Source organism: Actinomadura sediminis, assembly GCF_042675525.1.
In the GTDB taxonomy this organism is placed as follows: Bacteria; Actinomycetota; Actinomycetes; order Streptosporangiales; family Streptosporangiaceae; genus Spirillospora; species Spirillospora sediminis.
Genome location: NZ_JBHTJA010000050.1, coordinates 1 through 13,117 on the forward strand (window position 1 = coordinate 1; position 13,117 = coordinate 13,117).

Sequence of the window (13,117 nt, forward strand, 5' to 3'; positions counted from 1 at the left end):
CGGTGACCACCAGGTTCACCCGGTGCGCGGCGGCCGCGGCGAGCAGCGCCGCGTCCGCCTCGGCGCCGGTGACCGCGCCGGCGGCCCGCATCGCGGCGGGCCCGTCGCAGCCGTCGAGGTCGACGACCAGGCGCGGCCGCCCGGGACCGGCGAGCACGTCCGCGGCCTCGGGGAACCGGTAGCCGTCCAGGTAGAGCCACGCGCCGGCCTGCCGCGCGGCCGCCGCCGCGGACGCCACGTGCCCGGCCGTCACCAGGTCGTCCTGGCTGATGATGGAACGTTCCCCGTCCGGGGTGAGCAGGACGACGGCCGTGGTGAGGACGCCCGACCGGGACGTCCAGCGGGTGTCGACGCCGTCTCCGGCGAGCGCGGCGAGGAACGCGGTGCTGTCCGGGCCGGCGCCCACGACCCCGGCGAACCGGGCGTCGGCCCCCATCCGGGCGGCCGCCACCGCCGCGTTCGCCGCCATCCCGCCCTCGCCGCGCCGGACGCGGGTGGCCTGCACGCGCGCCGCCGGACCGGGCAGCACGGGAACCTCGACCGTCAGGTCGACGTTGGCGTACCCGCAGAAGACGATCACGGCAGGTCCGCTCCGGCCTTCGCCGCGGCGGCGGTCAGCTCGCGGACCTTCGCCGGCTCCACGCGGCCCCACCAGCGGCCGTTGTCCTTGACCGACGACGCGACGATGACGCCGTCGCAGGCGGGCAGCAGTTCCCCGATGTTCCCGGGCGTGATGCCCGACCCGATCACGACGGGCAGTCCGGTGTGCGCGGCGATGCCCTCGACCTCGTCGAGGGCCGCGGCGTCGCCCGTCCGGGAACCGGTGGCGATCAGCACGTCGGCGCCGAAGAACTCGGCGTCCTCGGTCTGCTCGGCGAGGGTGCGGTCCGCGACGATCGCGTGCGCCCCGTGCTTGACGTGCACGTCGGCGAAGACCTTCACCGGCCCGGCGCCGATCCGGCTGCGGTAGCGGGCGGCGTGCGCGGCCTGACCCTCGATGATCCCCTCGTTGGCGACGTAGGCGTTCGCCCACTGGTTCACGCGGACGAACCCGGCGCCGCCCGACCACGCGGAGGCGATCGAGCACTCGGCCGCGTTGGACAGCACGCTGACGCCCGTCCGCCCGCCGGTGGCGTGCCGGACCCGGTCGGTCACGACGGCCATCGCGGCGGCCGTCTCGTAGCCGTGCTCGCCGGGCTTGAGGAACGGGATGTCCCAGTGGTTCTCGACGATCACCCCGTGGCAGCCGCCGTCGAGGTAGGCGCGCGCCTCCTCGACGGCGAACGCGCAGACGTCGTCCATCGGGACGCCCTCGTAGTGCGGGCTGCCCGGCAGCGGCGGCAGGTGCACGACGCCGATGACGACCTTGCGGGTCCCGAACAGCTCCTCGATCGCGTTCGGCCTGGGCGGGAAGACGCCCAGCGCCCGTTCGTGCCCCGTCGCCGCCGCCATGCCGCCTCCTGTGTAATCGATTGCAGTGAAGTTCCGAGAACCGTAGGTTTCGGATCCCCAGGCCGTCAAGGGGGTATAGTCACCACATCGCAACTTGATCTGCCAGAGTTCGGCGTCGGCGGCGGCTGGAGGAGTAATCGATTGCAGCGGGTGACGATCGCACAGGTCGCCGAGCGGGCGGGGGTGTCCACCGCGACGGTCTCACGCGTCCTGTCGGGCCGCGGGCCGGTCTCCGCGGCGGTGCAGCGCAGGGTCAGGACGGCCGCCGACGAGCTCGGCTACCAGGTCAACTCGATCGCGCGCGCCCTGCGCAACAGCCGCACCGACACCGTCGGCATGGTCGTGCCGAGCATCTCCAACCCGTTCTTCACCTCGCTGGTGGAGCGCGTCGAGCACGCCCTCGGCCGCGAGGGCAAGGAGCTGCTGCTGTGCGACGCCCGCTCCGACCCCGCCGTCGAGGCGCGGCGGCTCGCGACGCTCGTCGCCCGCAACGTCGACGGGATCATCGTCAGCCCGAGCCACGGCACGCTGAGCGGCGCCGCCGTGCAGGAGACGGCCGACCGGCTGCCGCTCGTCCAGCTCGACCGGTTCGTCGGCGGCACCAGCACCGACTGGGTCGGGGTGGACGACGTCGCCGCGATGCGCCAGGTCATGGACCACCTGCACGCGGGCGGGGCGCGCTCGGCCGCGTTCGTCGGCTCGCTGCTCACCAACTCCTCGACCGAGCAGCGTTTCGCCGGGTTCCGCCGCCGCGCCGACGACCTCGGCATCGCCGTGGCGTCCGAGCACGTCCTCCTCGGCGACTACAGCGTGGAGTGGGGCGAGACCGCCGCCGCGCGGCTCATCGCCGCGGGCGGCCCGCCGGACGCGATCGTGTGCGCCGACGACCTGATCGCCCTCGGCGTCACCCGCGCGTGCCGCGCGCACGGCGTGGACGTCCCGGGCCGGGTGCAGGTGACCGGCTACGACAACATCGAGTTCGCGCGGCTGGGCGAGCCCGCCCTGACGACCGTGGACCAGCCCCGCGAGCGCATCGCGGCCGAGGCCGTCCGGCTGCTGGCCGCGGCGGCCGCGGACGGCGCCGGGCGGGAGGCGCGCGGGCCGTCCGCGCACATCGCGCTGGTGCCGAGCCTGGTCGTGCGCGACAGCACCCGCGCGGACGCCTGAGCGGGAGGATCCGGGAATGGACACGGCGGACCGGACGATCGACGCGCTGGAGCTGGCGCGGCGGCTGGTGCGGACCGACACCCGGGCCGGCGGCGAGCGCGCCGCCGCCGACCTGGTCGCGGGAGTGCTCGACGGCGCGGGCTTCGACGTCCGCGTCGACGAGCCCGAGGCGGGACGCGCGAACGTCGTCGCGCGCCGCGGCCCGGCCGTCCCGCGCGTGCCGGTCACGCTCACCGGGCACCTCGACACCGTGCCCGCCGACCCGTCCGGCTGGTCGTTCGACCCGCTGGGCGGCGAGGTGCGGGACGGGCGGCTGCTCGGGCGCGGCAGCAGCGACATGAAGGCGGGCGTGGCCTGCCAGATCGCGGCCGCGGCGGGCGCCGCCCGCGACCGTCCGGTGCAGCTGGTGTTCACGTTCGGGGAGGAGACCGGCTGCGACGGCGCCGCGCGGCTGGACCCGGCGTCGCTCGTCCCGGCGGACCTGCTGGTCGTCGCGGAGCCGACCGCGAACCGGACGGTCCTCGGGCACAAGGGCGCGCTGTGGCTGCGGGCGACCGCGCGGGGGGTGTCGGCGCACGGCTCGCGTCCCGAGCTGGGCCGCAACGCGCTCGCCGCGCTCGCCGCCGCGGCGACGCGGGTGCACGAGCATCGCGGGTGGCCGGTGAGCCCGACGCACGGGCCGGGGACGGTGAACGTCGGCACCTTCCACGCGGGCGTGCAGCCGAACCTCGTGCCCGACCACGCGGAGATGCGGCTGGACGTCCGCACCGTCCCCGGGTTCGGGTCGGACGCGGCCGTCGCGGCGATCGCGGAGCTGTGCGGGCCGGACGTCGGACTCGAGCGGCTCGTCGACCTGCCCGGCGTAGCGACGGACCCGGCCTCCGCGAACGTCGCACGGGTGCTCGAGCTCCTCGCGCCCGGCGCGTCCGCGCGCGAACCCGTATATGCGACGTACTTCACGGACGCGTCGGTGCTGACGGGGATGCTCGGTGGACCGGACGTGGTGATCTACGGTCCGGGCGACCCCGAGCAGGCCCATGTCACGGACGAGTCGTGTTCGGTGCGTCTCATCGAGGAGGCCGTCGCGGCGTTCCGCCGGCTGCTCGCCGATCGCTGATCGGCGGTCCCCGGCCGGTGCCGCCCCGGGCACCCGGAACGGGGCACGCCCCGGCGATCCGGAGATCGCCGGGGCGTGTCCCGTTCCGCGCGCGGGGTGCGGGGCGCGCGGGGCAGGGGTCAGGAGCCGAAGGGCTGCGGCTCGCCGCGCTCGCCCGCGCCGTCGCCCCACTCCAGGACCTCCCACTTGAGGCCCTTGAGGTGACCCTGGCCGGTGCCCGCGTCGTAGTCGCTCTCGGGCTCCCCGCCGTCCAGCAGGTAGCGGAAGGTGTGGGTGTCGAGGTCGAGCATGATGCCGCGGTGCGAGGGCTCGCCGGGGCCGCGGTCGCCGACGAAGCCGGTGACGGTACGGCCGTTGTAGCTGACCCGGACCTTGGTCATCATCGGCCAGCTCGGGCTGGCGAACATGCCCTCCTGCATGGGCTCACCGCTCGCCGGGGCGCCGGTGTCGCCGCGGATGCCGGAACCGTCGTCCCAGAAGTAGGACGCGGTCGTGGTGCCGCTGAGCAGGACGTCCTCGTCCTTCTTGTCCTTGGCGGCGTCGGGCTTCGCGGGCTTGGCCGCCTCCTCGCCGCCGGACCCGGCGGCCTTCGGGGACTCGGGCTTCGCCTTGCCCTCGCCCGGCACGGGGGTCGTGTGCTCCTGCGCGGTGATCTTCTCGGACAGGAGCTGCTGCTGGTTGGGAGCGCCGTCGTCGCTGGCGGCCGCCACACCGGCCACGAGCATGCCGGCCAGTGCGGTGCCGGTGATGCTGGTCAGGACGACGTTGATCGCTCGCTTCTGCATGTGATTCCTTCGTTCGGCCAACAGGACCGCCGTTCCGCGCCGGAGCACAGGGATGTCCGGGCAGGAGGGAACGGCTTTCGAGACTCGGGACTCGAGATGCACCGCCGCGTGCGGACCCCGCATGCCGCGCCCCGCGGGCATGGCGGGATCGCGCCCGCGCCGTACGCCGGACGCCCGTCTCGGGCGCGCGTCAACGCGGGTGGAATGAAGCGGGAGAATTGCCGACCGGGGGCGCTCAGGCCCGCCCGGCCGCGGCCGGCTGCATGGATGCGGCCGCGATTCGGCAGAGTGGTCCCCGCCTGGCGGGCGGGAGCGACGGCTCTGTGACAGCCCAGGTCAAGGGTTCTTTGACCAGGACCTGACGACGAGCATATACGCCATTACCCGCATTTCGCCAAATCCAGGGATATTTTACCTTTCGGAAGGTAGATCATCTTATCGAGAACTGCGCCGGAACGCCTTTCCCCTAGGCGATCCCGGGCGTTCCGCCCATCCAAAGAACGATCTTCTTCGGGACGGGGCCCGGGCTTCACACGCCCGTTGTCGATCTACCTTCCACGGCGTACGGGTCCGCGAGCGCGTCGCGGGCGCAGGGCCGGGGCCCTCTCGGGCCTCTGCCCCTCGTCGTGTCCCGAGAGTAACGCCGCGCGGGGAGCCCGCATTCCTGGTGCCGCCATGCCGGACTCGTGCCGCTGTTCGGCCCGCCGTCCCGGTCGCGGACGGCTCGGCGACCGCGGCCGCCGGGGGGCGCGAGGACCGCCCCGCCGGGCGGGAGTGGCCGATCACCGGCCCCGCGCACGACTCGGCCCCGGCCGCCCTTGGGCGGCCGGGGCCGGGTCATCGAAACCTGGACGTCGCCTGAGGGGGGCTCAGGCGGCTCCGCACCGGTTCGGGCCGACGCGTCCTCCATCCGGAAGGACTCCCCGCGACCGGGAACGCGCGGCGCGCGGCGTCAGCGCGTGGGGTAGGCCGAGGGCACGAGCGGCGTGGGGCCGGTCCCGCCGACCGTCATGTGCCCGCCGGTGTCCTGCCCCGCGACGGGAGCCTGCGCGTACGGAGCCTGCGCGTAGGGCGCCTCCGCGTACGGGGCGGGGGCGTGCGGGGCCGGAACGTAGGGCGTCTCGGTGAACGCGGGCTGCCCGTACGGGGCGGCGCTCACGCCGAAGGCGGGCTCACCGAACGGAGCGCCCACGGCCGTCAGGCCCTGCGCCGGTCCGGCGGGCGGCGGGCCCTGCGGCGGCGCCGGCGGCGGCACGTGGGAACCGTCGGACCGGCGCGGTTCGGCCGGCCGCTCCCCCGCCGGGGCCGCGCGGCGCTCGGCCAGGACGGCCATCAGCGCGCGGGCCGTGTCGGCGTCCATCCGCAGCAGGACGCTCGGCGTCCCGCCCGGGTCGACGAAGGGGGACACCGACGGGTCGGCCGGCAGCTGCGGGAGTGCGGCCCGCATCTCCTCGCGGAGATCCTGGGCCAGCCGCAGCGCCTGTCGGTCACTGTCGCTCAAGTGTGCGGTCATCGCGATCTCCGGCGAGTTCACGTGCGGGGGGTCCGGGGCAATCCTGCTAGTAATGGCGTGCATGTGCAAGAGCCGATGCACGTGCATTTTACGGTATATCAGCCCGTAACCTTCCCGCCCGCCGCTCGTTCCCGATCATCAGACCCTCCGTTTCCCGGACTCCCGTAACGGCCTGACCAGCGTCGATGCGGAGAAGACCGGTCGATCCGGGACCGGACCCGGCCGCGGGCGGGGCGGACGGCCCGGCCCCGCCGACGCACCGTCTGACGTTGCACTTCCCGGCTGATCCGGGCCGCCGAACCCGCCGCGCGCCGCCGTCGCCGAACCCCTGAGAGTTATCTCACTCGCCCCGGACGCCCGGGGCGCGCGCCGCCGAGGGCCCCGGGCCCCGGCCGTCCCCGTCCCGCCGCCGTCCGGGCAGGCCCCGGACCGCCGCGAGCGCGAGGACGCACACCACGACGGCGACCACCCGGTACCCGGCGGAGAGTCCGTCCGTGAACGCCTCGATCACCCGCGCGCGGAGCGCCGCCGCGGCGCCCGCCGCGTCGACGGCGCCCAGCGCCTCGCCGACCGAGCGCGCGCCCCCCTCGCCGGACCCCGGCAGGCCGTCCGCGCGGCGGGCGGCGTCGCCTGGACGAGCAGCGACAGGCTCGCGGGCATGATCAGGGCGGCGCCCGCCCCGCCGACCAGGCGTCCGGCGACAGCAGGCCGCCCGCGGCGAAGACGCCGAGCCCCGCGAGCAGAGCCCCCTTGCGCCCGTACCTGTCGCCGAGAGCGCCGGCGGGGATCAGCAGGCAGCCGAACACCAGGACATAGGAGTCGACGATCCACAGCAGTCCGGTGGACGACGGGGCGAGCGCGCCCGCAGACAGGGCGGGCAGGGACAGGTTGATCGCGGCGACCATCGCCACGACCAGGACGACGCATCCGCACATCAGCGCCGTCATCCCGCGGCGCGCTTCCGGTCCGGGCCGGGGTGCCTCCGGGCGGTTCGACGTGAGGCGGGGCGGCGCGGGCCGGGGCGGCGCGGCGTCGCGGGCGGCGTCGGACGCAATGGGACCTCCGGGGTCGGTGAAGAGGCGCGGTGACACCGCGCCTGATCTCGTCGGGGACGCGGAGGGGGATCCGGGCCGCGCGCGCCGCCTCCGCGATCACCAACGTTAGGTCGGCGATACTTGCTTTCAAATGCATCTTTCGCAGCCGAGGAGTGCACCGCGTGCAATCCAAACTGGACCTCAACCTGCTCGTCGCGCTCGATGCCCTGCTGGAGGAGGGCAGCGTCACCGGGGCGGCCGAACGCCTGCACCTGTCGGGCCCGGCGATGAGCCGCACGCTCGGCCGCATCCGCAAGGCCCTCGGCGATCCCGTGCTCGTCCGCTCCGGCCGCGGAATGGTCCCCACACCGCGCGCCCTCGCCGTCCGCGCCGAGGTCCACGACCTCGTGCACCGCGCGCACCGGGTGTTCGCGGGCGGGGACGACCTCGATCCGGCCGCGCTCACCCGGACGTTCACCCTCCAGGCGGAGGACGGCACCATCAGCGTGCTGGCCGGGCCCCTGCTCGAGCGGGTCGCCGCGGAGGCCCCGGGCGTCACGCTCCGGTTCCTCGGCGAGGGGCCCCGGGACGTCCACCTGCTGCGCCGCGCGGAGATCGACCTGGAAGTCGGGGTGATCGACGGCGCCGCCCCCGGCACGCGCGTCGAGCCGGTGCTCGAGGACCGGTTCGCGTCGGTCGTCCGCCCCGGCCATCCGCTGGCGGGCCGGACGCCGACGCTCGCCGAGTGGACGTCGGCCGCGCACGTCGTCAACACGCGGCGCGGCCGGCTGACCGGCCCCACGGACGAGCGCCTCGCGGAGGCCGGGCTCGCGCGGCGCACGGCGGCGACCGTCCCGACGGTCGCGGCGTCGCTGCTCGTCGTCCGGGGGAGCGACCTCGTGGGCTTCGCCGCCGAGCGTCTGCACCGGCCCCTCGTGGAAGGCCTCGGGCTCGCCTGGGTACCGATCCCGCTGGCGCTGCCGCCGCTCGTCCTGTCTCTGGCGTGGCACGCCCGCTACGATGCCGATCCCGCCCACGCGTGGCTGCGGCGGCGCGTCCGGGCGGCGCTGCGCGCGGTCGTCGCGGGCCCCGCCGGGACCGGCGGCCGCGAGTAGTCTCGGCGCGGTGACGACGATCCTCGGCATCCGCGACCTCAACCGGGCCACCCTGGCCCGGCAGTTCCTGCTGGCGCGCGAACGGACGCCCGTCGCCGAGGCCGTCGGCAGGCTGCTCGGCATGCAGGCACAGGAACCCAAGCCGCCCTTCCTCGGCCTCTGGTCCCGCCTCGACGGCTTCGAGGCGTCCGAACTCCACGCGGCGCTGCACGACCGCTCGCTCGTCCGGGCGACCGCGATGCGCGCGACGCTCCACCTGATGACGGCGCCCGACTACACCGCCTTCCGCGCGACGCTCCAGCCCGTGCTGGACGGTGCCCTGCGCGTCCTCGGAACCCGCGCCCAGGGCCTCGACACCGAGGCGACCGCCGGTGCCGCGCGCAGGCTGCTCCGGGAGCGGCCGCGGACGTTCAACGAGATCCGCGCACTGCTGCAGGAGGAATTCCCGGACGTCAACGAACGCGCGCTGGGCTACGCCGTCCGGATGTGCGTCCCACTGGTCATGGTGCCGACGGACGACCGGTGGGGCTTCCCGCGCGCGTCCGGATTCGCGCTCGCCGACTCCTGGCTCGGCGCGGCACCCGACGCGGAACCGGCCGTGGACGCGCTCATGCTGCGCTACCTGGCGGCGTTCGGGCCCGCGTCGGCCGCCGACGCGCAGACCTGGTCGGGGCTGTCCGCGCTCGGCGAGGTGTTCGACCGACTGCGGCCGCGGCTGCGCGTCTTCGCCGACGACGCGGGCCGCGAGCTGTTCGACCTTCCCGACGCCCCGCGGCCGGGCCCGGACGTCCCGGCCCCCGCACGTCTTCTCCCCGAGTTCGACTCGCTCGTCCTGGCGCACGCCGACCGGCGCAGGATCATCGCCGACGCGCACCGCCCGCACCTGACCACGAAGAACCTCCGCGTGCGCGCCGTGTTCCTGTGGGACGGGTTCGCGCGCGGCGTCTGGGAGACCGAATACAAGCGCCGGGTCGCCACCCTGCGGCTGCGCCCGTTCGAGCCGCTGCCGCCGGAGGCCGCCGACGCACTGGCCGTCGAAGGCGAGGCGTTGCTGCGGTTCGCCGAACCGGCGGCGAAGGAGACCGTCGTCACCGTCGGATGACGCTACGGGGGCGTCCGGCTCCGAATAGTGATGGATCTGAGATCTGTACTGATTGAAAGATCCACCATTTCGGCGCAAGCTGTCACCGACGTCTGGAATGACCCGCCCGTTCCTTCCGCCACTCCGCCGACAGGACGCGATCATGTTCGAGATCTGGGAGACGAGCGAGCCGGCCCGGCTCATCAGCGATGCGGGGACCCTGGAGGTGGCTCTCGAGAAGGTCGACACCATGTGCCGGCTCCGGCACGACCAGGCCGTCGCGCACGTGGGCGACACCCCGGAGCACTACCACTTCGAGATCCGCGACGACGCCGGCAGGGCCCTCGCGCGCCTGAGCTACGTCCCCGACACCTCCCGGGCCTACAAGAGCGTCGTCGTCGAGGAGATGCGGGACCCCCACCCCGCCTCCGACGGCCACTGACCCCCGCGGCCGTGCAGGCCGCGCAGCTCACCGGCTGCGTCCCCGCGCTGCGCCCGCACCGTCCAGGACGGCTTCGGCCGGGATGAGCGGCTCGCCGGCCGGGCGCCGCGGCTCGGCGAGGCGCACACACCGACTCCCCCAGCGGAAAGCCGGGGCGCTGCTCGCCGCCGCCGGCCACCGACGCCACCGGCCCCGCATCCAGCGCCACCCCATCCCGCCGCACAAACGGGACCGCACCGCCCAACAGCACCCGAACCCTCGGCGCACACACCGACTCCCCCAGCGGACAAGCCGGGGCGCTGCTCACCACCGACGCCACGGCGCGCGTCGACGCGTCCTCGTCCAGGGCCGGGCGGGGACGTGGCAGTATGCCTCCTGTCCTGGACGGAGCAGCCTCATGAGACGGGAGCGGCCGGTGCGCGAGACGTGGCGACCGCCACGGGACGGCGGGACCGCGGAGCTGATCGACGCCGCGCTGACCGCGCTGGCGCACGGCGACGGCGACGCGTTCCGGGAGCGGACGGCCGCGCTCGCCGCGCACGCGGGCGCCCGCGAGGTGGACCGCCGCCTCGCCGGGCGGCTGCGGCGGGCCGTCACCACCGCCTGGGAGCGCGGCTGGCAGCCCGCCGACGTCGTCCGCTACACGACGCGCCGCCGCTCCGCCCGGCACGCGCGGCTCGCGGCCGACGCGGTCGCCGCGGAGATGCGCGCCTACTCCGCCGCGACCGTGGACGAGCGCTGGCGGCAGCAGCTCGCCGACCTCGACGCCCGGGTCTGGTGGGGCGACGACGCGGACCACGCGGACGCCTGGTGCGCCCGCGAGGGCGCCGACCGCGCGACCTTCGTGGGGTGCGCCGCCGAACTCGTCCATCTCCTGGAGGGCCTGCCCCGGCTCGCGAGGATCGGGCCGCCGCCGGGGGCCGCGCCCCGCGACGTCCCCCGGCACCGCGCGCGCGACGTCGACCAGCGGACGCTCGGACGGGTGCGGGCCCTGCTCGCGAAGGCCGAGTCGACGGAGTTCCCCGAAGAGGCCGAGGCGCTCAGCGCGCGCGCCCAAGAGCTCATCGCCCGCCACAGCATCGACCACGCGCTCCTGGACGCCGAGTCGGACGACGTGGCGGGGCCCGCGGGATGCCGCGTGCCCGTCGACAACCCGTACGACGCGCCCAAGGCCGTCCTGCTGACCGTGGTGGCGGACGCCAATCACTGCCGGGCGGTCTGGCACCGCGAACTCGGGTTCTCCACCGTGCTGGGCTTCCCCGCCGACCTGGCGGCGGTGGAGATGCTGTTCACGTCCCTGCTGGTGCAGGCGACGTCGGCGATGGTGCAGGCGGGCCCGCGTCGGGACGCGCGGGGGCGCTCAAGGACGCGATCGTTCCGGCACGCGTTCCTCAACGCCTACGCGGCGCGGATCGGGGAACGGCTGCGGGGCGCCGTGGACGGCGCGGCGGAACGGGTCGCGGCCGAACGGGGCGCCGCCGGGAGGGATCCCCTTCCGGTGCTGGCGGCGCGCGGCGCGGCCGTCGACCGGGCCGTGGAGTCGCTGTTCCCGAACCTGGCCATGGGACGGGCGGGTTCGGTGTCCAACCTCGAGGGCTGGGCGGCCGGGCGGGCGGCCGCGGACCTCGCGAGCCTCAACGGCCGCTCCGAGGTCGCCGGGGCGCGTCGCCGCACGTAGGGCGCGGCCCCGCTGCGCACGGGGTCCCCCCGGGGGGCGAGGGGGACGTCCGTTCATGTGCTCGCCTCTGTTCGTCGGGATCGGTCACGGCAGGGAGCGGTTCAGCCCTTCTTGCGCCGGGTGTTGCCGCCGCGGCCGCGCAGCGGGACTCCCGCCTCCTTCAGGACGTTGTAGATGAACCCGTACGACCGGCCCGTCTCGGCCGCCAGGTCCCGGATGCTCTCGCCGGCCGCGTACCGCGGAGCGAGCTCCTTGGCCAGCTGCGTGCGTTCGGCACCGGTGACTCGGGTGCCCCTCGACAGCGTTCGGGTCACGGGGACCTCCTGTTCGACGGCTGGGCGGCGGGTCCGTCCCCGCAGCTCACAGCAGTGTTGATCTACCCAACGTACACATTCCCCCCAATTACGCCCGCGATGCCGCACGAATCGCCACGAATTCGGCCGAAGCTGGTCTTTTCCATGGTGAACGGCGTGTCGTGACCTGATCTCGACTCCCCGTTATCCACAGGACGCGGTTCGGTCGCGCGGGCCCGCCACGGCGGCGGATGCTTTCCCCGTCCCCACGGAAGGAGTGCCGCATGGCCGCCATCGCGTTGCCCGTCCCCGCGACCACCGTGTCCCGGTTCGCCGTCGCCGCCGACCACGTCCCGCACGACCTCGCGAACCTCCTGCTGCGTACGCCCACCGGCCCGTACGACGCGCACATCGCCGGTCGCGTCGGCTCACCCGCCCTCGACCTCGCCCGCGACCACGTGACCGAGATGCGCTGGGACCCGCTGCGCGTCCGGGCCGTCCGTCCCGAGGACCGGCGGGCCGAGTGGGCCTTCCACGACGCCGAGGAGTTCGCCCTCGTCACGGCCGCCGCGCCGATCACCGACCAGCCCCGGGCGGTCCAGGTCGCGCGGGCCGCCGCCCGCGCCCTCGCCGAGGCCCTCGGCGGCGTCGCCGCCGACCTGGTCACCGGCCACGTCCTCGTCCCCGGCGCCGAACGGCCGCGCTTCGTCCTCGCCGACCGGTGGCTCGGCGACGCCCTGCCGCCCTTCCGCGCGAACGGCCGGTGCACCGCGCCCGACCCCGAGCGGGACCCGGAGGGCGTCAACGGCTGCGCGTGCGTCGGCCTCCGCACTCGCGGCCTCCGCCGGTTCGGACTGCCCGAACTGCAGATCACCGGCGTGGCGTGCCCGCACGACCTCGCCGCGCTGAACGTCCTGCGCAGCACCGCCCGCCGGCTCCTGACCGACCACTGGTCCTGGCTCGCCACCGGTCCCGCCGACCGCTCGCGGACGGTCGACCGGGACGTCCACCTCACCGAGGCGGACTTCGGCGACTTCTGGGGCTCCGGCCGCCGGGTCCGCCTCACGACCCCGAGCCCGTTCCAGGTCGCCCTGGCCCCGCTCACCCCGCGCCTGCTGACCGTCGGTCCGCCCGCGGACTTCGAGGGCACCGTCAACGACTGGCTCTGGGGCGACCAGATCCCGCTGGGTCTCTACGATGTGATCAGCTCGCCCGCCGACCCGTCGCTGCCCACGGCCGCCTGACCCGACGGTTCGACATGTGTGGCTCCCACGCACCGTGGGAGCACCGCACGGCCACGCGGACCGGGCGCGCAAAATACGCGATATCACCAGGCAGCGCCCCGGGGCGCACGAAAAAAGATCTTCACCCCCACAGCCTTAATGTGACCAAAAGTCAACGCTCCGTAGTCGCCATGGCTACGATCGGGTCCCGACGGCG

General features: G+C 75.0%; 14 protein-coding genes. 7 read left to right on the forward strand and 7 right to left on the reverse strand.

Annotated elements, in window-relative coordinates:
- The coding region (locus tag ACFQ11_RS22630) for a carbohydrate kinase family protein (RefSeq protein ID WP_378301791.1) at positions 1–580 on the reverse strand (580 nt) is incomplete at its 3' end.
- A complete protein-coding gene (locus ACFQ11_RS22635) occupies positions 577–1,452 on the reverse strand; it encodes a BtpA/SgcQ family protein (protein WP_378301793.1) in 876 nt (291 codons plus the stop codon). The genes ACFQ11_RS22630 and ACFQ11_RS22635, both read right to left, overlap by 4 nt.
- Before the next feature lie 150 nt (positions 1,453–1,602).
- Between ACFQ11_RS22635 and ACFQ11_RS22640 the strand changes: the two genes are divergently transcribed.
- Both ACFQ11_RS22640 and ACFQ11_RS22645 read left to right on the forward strand, forming a co-directional pair.
- Positions 1,603–2,619 carry a LacI family DNA-binding transcriptional regulator gene (locus tag ACFQ11_RS22640; RefSeq protein ID WP_378301795.1) on the forward strand — a complete coding sequence of 339 codons (1,017 nt, stop codon included), beginning with the start codon at positions 1,603–1,605 and terminating at the stop codon, positions 2,617–2,619.
- Between the two features lie 16 nt (positions 2,620–2,635).
- Complete coding sequence (locus tag ACFQ11_RS22645; RefSeq protein ID WP_378301797.1) at positions 2,636–3,736, forward strand: M20 family metallopeptidase; 1,101 nt, start codon at positions 2,636–2,638, stop codon at positions 3,734–3,736.
- A 119-nt stretch (positions 3,737–3,855) separates the two neighbouring features.
- On the opposite strand, the gene ACFQ11_RS22650 is transcribed toward ACFQ11_RS22645, so the two are convergent.
- From ACFQ11_RS22650 to ACFQ11_RS22665, 4 genes are all read right to left on the reverse strand, one after another.
- Entirely contained in the window at positions 3,856–4,521 is a 666-nt protein-coding gene (locus ACFQ11_RS22650; protein ID WP_378301799.1) for an RlpA-like double-psi beta-barrel domain-containing protein, read from the reverse strand.
- A 952-nt stretch (positions 4,522–5,473) separates the two neighbouring features.
- Positions 5,474–6,022, reverse strand: coding sequence for a hypothetical protein (locus ACFQ11_RS22655; protein ID WP_378301801.1), 549 nt, complete (start codon positions 6,020–6,022; stop codon positions 5,474–5,476).
- A 352-nt stretch (positions 6,023–6,374) separates the two neighbouring features.
- Positions 6,375–6,545 (reverse strand): hypothetical protein, encoded by a 171-nt coding sequence (locus ACFQ11_RS22660; protein WP_378301803.1) that lies wholly within the window; start codon positions 6,543–6,545, stop codon positions 6,375–6,377.
- A gap of 151 nt (positions 6,546–6,696) precedes the next feature.
- Positions 6,697–6,981, reverse strand: coding sequence for a hypothetical protein (locus ACFQ11_RS22665; RefSeq protein WP_378301805.1), 285 nt, complete (start codon positions 6,979–6,981; stop codon positions 6,697–6,699).
- A gap of 269 nt (positions 6,982–7,250) precedes the next feature.
- Here ACFQ11_RS22665 and ACFQ11_RS22670 point away from each other — a divergent pair, with 269 nt between their 5' ends.
- From ACFQ11_RS22670 to ACFQ11_RS22685, 4 genes are all read left to right on the forward strand, one after another.
- Positions 7,251–8,183, forward strand: coding sequence for a LysR family transcriptional regulator (locus tag ACFQ11_RS22670; protein ID WP_378301807.1), 933 nt, complete (start codon positions 7,251–7,253; stop codon positions 8,181–8,183).
- Positions 8,184–8,193: 10 nt separating this feature from the next.
- Positions 8,194–9,285, forward strand: coding sequence for a winged helix DNA-binding domain-containing protein (locus tag ACFQ11_RS22675; protein WP_378301809.1), 1,092 nt, complete (start codon positions 8,194–8,196; stop codon positions 9,283–9,285).
- A 142-nt stretch (positions 9,286–9,427) separates the two neighbouring features.
- Positions 9,428–9,706, forward strand: a complete 279-nt coding sequence (locus ACFQ11_RS22680; RefSeq protein ID WP_378301811.1) for a hypothetical protein — start codon at positions 9,428–9,430, stop codon at positions 9,704–9,706.
- Positions 9,707–10,103: 397 nt separating this feature from the next.
- Positions 10,104–11,384 (forward strand): DUF2786 domain-containing protein, encoded by a 1,281-nt coding sequence (locus ACFQ11_RS22685; protein ID WP_378301813.1) that lies wholly within the window; start codon positions 10,104–10,106, stop codon positions 11,382–11,384.
- A 101-nt stretch (positions 11,385–11,485) separates the two neighbouring features.
- On the opposite strand, the gene ACFQ11_RS22690 is transcribed toward ACFQ11_RS22685, so the two are convergent.
- Positions 11,486–11,698, reverse strand: a complete 213-nt coding sequence (locus tag ACFQ11_RS22690) for a helix-turn-helix domain-containing protein (RefSeq protein ID WP_026402102.1) — start codon at positions 11,696–11,698, stop codon at positions 11,486–11,488.
- A 263-nt stretch (positions 11,699–11,961) separates the two neighbouring features.
- Between ACFQ11_RS22690 and ACFQ11_RS22695 the strand changes: the two genes are divergently transcribed.
- Positions 11,962–12,921, forward strand: a complete 960-nt coding sequence (locus ACFQ11_RS22695) for a hypothetical protein (protein WP_378301816.1) — start codon at positions 11,962–11,964, stop codon at positions 12,919–12,921.
- Positions 12,922–13,117: the final 196 nt, after the last annotated feature.

Coding starts and splice junctions, on each gene's coding strand:
- ACFQ11_RS22695 (WP_378301816.1), top strand. CDS start 11,962: ATGGCCGCCATCGCGTTGCCCGTCCCCGCGACCACCGTGTCCCGGTTC.
- ACFQ11_RS22680 (WP_378301811.1), top strand. CDS start 9,428: ATGTTCGAGATCTGGGAGACGAGCGAGCCGGCCCGGCTCATCAGCGAT.
- ACFQ11_RS22635 (WP_378301793.1), bottom strand. CDS start 1,452: ATGGCGGCGGCGACGGGGCACGAACGGGCGCTGGGCGTCTTCCCGCCC.
- ACFQ11_RS22645 (WP_378301797.1), top strand. CDS start 2,636: ATGGACACGGCGGACCGGACGATCGACGCGCTGGAGCTGGCGCGGCGG.
- ACFQ11_RS22665 (WP_378301805.1), bottom strand. CDS start 6,981: ATGACGGCGCTGATGTGCGGATGCGTCGTCCTGGTCGTGGCGATGGTC.
- ACFQ11_RS22685 (WP_378301813.1), top strand. CDS start 10,104: ATGAGACGGGAGCGGCCGGTGCGCGAGACGTGGCGACCGCCACGGGAC.
- ACFQ11_RS22650 (WP_378301799.1), bottom strand. CDS start 4,521: ATGCAGAAGCGAGCGATCAACGTCGTCCTGACCAGCATCACCGGCACC.